Origin of the sequence: Microbacterium sp. MMO-56 (assembly GCF_037146215.1) — a bacterium.
Lineage (GTDB): Bacteria > Actinomycetota > Actinomycetes > Actinomycetales > Microbacteriaceae > Microbacterium.
The window spans coordinates 1-2,049 of record NZ_JBBCVW010000040.1; the positions used below are offsets into that span (position 1 = coordinate 1).

A 2,049-nucleotide genomic window follows, 5' to 3' on the forward strand; every position below is an offset into this window, starting at 1 on the left:
GTCTCCGGACGAACAGGTTGCTTGGTCGCTACCGATCCTCCGGGCCTCGACCCACCTCACCCCGTCACGCCACGCCCGAGCGCCTCACCCCACCCAGAATGCGCAGAGCCGAGAATGCAGCCGCCCCCAGAGAAACAGCCACCGTTCCCCACCGGAAGCCCCATTCATTCGGGTTCTCTCCAGGATTCCAGGCGTCGATATCGATCTCACACGTCCCCATCGACTCCCATGTCACCAAGAGACCAATCATCCAGCCAAGATGCCCCACGAATACCTGGGTCGGATGGGATCTTCTTCAGCTATCAATTCCAGGTCCCTCCGGGTCTCCTCGTGAACATGGTGGAGGCAACACCCCACGGCAGACGCCAGCCCGGTTTCGATGACCGACCGCTCTCGAGGTCCCCGGTCGGGTTGTCCCGTCCAGTATCGATGGGCTCCGCACCCCCGGCATGACAATCCCCCCGCTGTGTCATCTGCGGTGTATTGAGTTCCGGCCCAATGGTGTCGATCAGGTCTTGAAAGACTGCCCCACCAGCCACGCGTATGGAGCGCAGAGATTGCTACCGTCAGCGGGCGACACCCTAGGTCGCACGGACGACCAGGCGTCCTTCACGAGCATCCTCGCCAGACGCGACGAAAGCGTGGAAGGCGTGCCGACCGAGCCGTTCGCCGGCATCGTCACCGTGCCCGGGACGACACACGGCGCCTCTCCCGGAGGAGAGACGCTGTCTGCGGATGGCTCTGACAAGCCAGCTTGTTCTCAAGAGACCAATTCGGTGGCCGGAACGGGAAGGTTTTGTCACCCTCGAGAAGCGGTCAAAACCCTGATAAGACGGGGCAAAGAGGAGACGCTCCGCTCGACCCGACCAACGTCCACCAGTACCCGAGGTGACGCCAGAGGCCCTGTCACGCAGTCAGTTAGGAAGGCTGTCACCCGCCTCAACGAAGACCAAGTCTCGCAACTCGTCCTAGAGTACCTGGACGGCGATCTGGTTAGCGTGCTCGCCGCACGATACGGAATCCATCGCGTCACGGTCAACGAACACCTGCGACGCCGGAACGTCCCCGCACGAGTCAAGGGTCTGCTGCCGCCGCAAGCGGCGGAATGCGCCGCCCTCCACGAGGAGGGGTACAGTCTGGCATCTATCGGAAAGCACTACGGTGTGACCGCAAACACAATCAGAACTGTGCTTCTCCAGTCGGGAACTCGTCTACGTGGTCCTAACGAGCTCCAGCACGGCGCAGTCCCGAGCACGTAGGTTCTTGCTGATCACGGGCCCCCATCCAGTGTTCTAACGATGTAGTCGAGCGGATCAACACGCAAGCCTCGTGGGTACGGTGGCACCGGCACTGGCGATAGGCGACTATCCGGGGCGAGATCAACGCGGCACGCACTTCTGCTCGCTCACGAGCCCACCGTCGGCGCCGGTGATCCCGTATCGCGATTGCCAGCGCCCTGCGACTTCGCGAAGGTCTGCACCGGCGAGGATCAAGGCCACAATGCCTGCTGCTCGTCGCGGTGTCGTTTTAGGCGCGCCCAGAAGTATCGGTTTTTCGGGTTCCGGGTTGCCAGCCGAACGGGCGGCGCCCACCGTTGACGAACCTTGCCTGCGCGGCGCGACGTTCCGCGCACGCCGCCACTCACTCATTGTGTCTGTCTCAGCCAACTCAAGTAACGCCGTCATGCCGGTGGCGAGTCTTGAGTCGGTGGTGACGCTGTTCAGTTCCTCGGTGGAGTCCTGGTGCGACAACAACGTCACACCCTTCTGTTGCCATGAGCTCACTCATTCCAGGCAGCGCGTCGCGACCCGCAGGGTCCGGTCAAGTTCCCAGAACACCACCGCCCGCACTCGAAACGACGCGATCCCCGCATTCAGCGCATGCCACCCCACGCTCCGTACTCGTGTATGCGCTAACGGAGTCGCGGTTGACGTACTCCTGGGCCGCCCCCTTCATTCGGTCCGGTCGCTGTGCGAGTCGTCGGTTTCCGATTGATGGGTGCATTGCCGAGCGTAGTCGACGGGTGCGAGGTAGCCGAGCGATGAATGC

1 protein-coding gene is annotated in these 2,049 nt (G+C 62.7%); it reads right to left on the bottom strand.

Annotated features, from left to right (window positions below):
• Positions 1 to 1,379: 1,379 nt before the first annotated feature.
• Positions 1,380 to 1,760 carry a hypothetical protein gene (locus WFI00_RS17670; protein ID WP_336633663.1) on the bottom strand — a complete coding sequence of 127 codons (381 nt, stop codon included), beginning with the start codon at positions 1,758 to 1,760 and terminating at the stop codon, positions 1,380 to 1,382.
• Positions 1,761 to 2,049 lie beyond the last annotated feature (289 nt).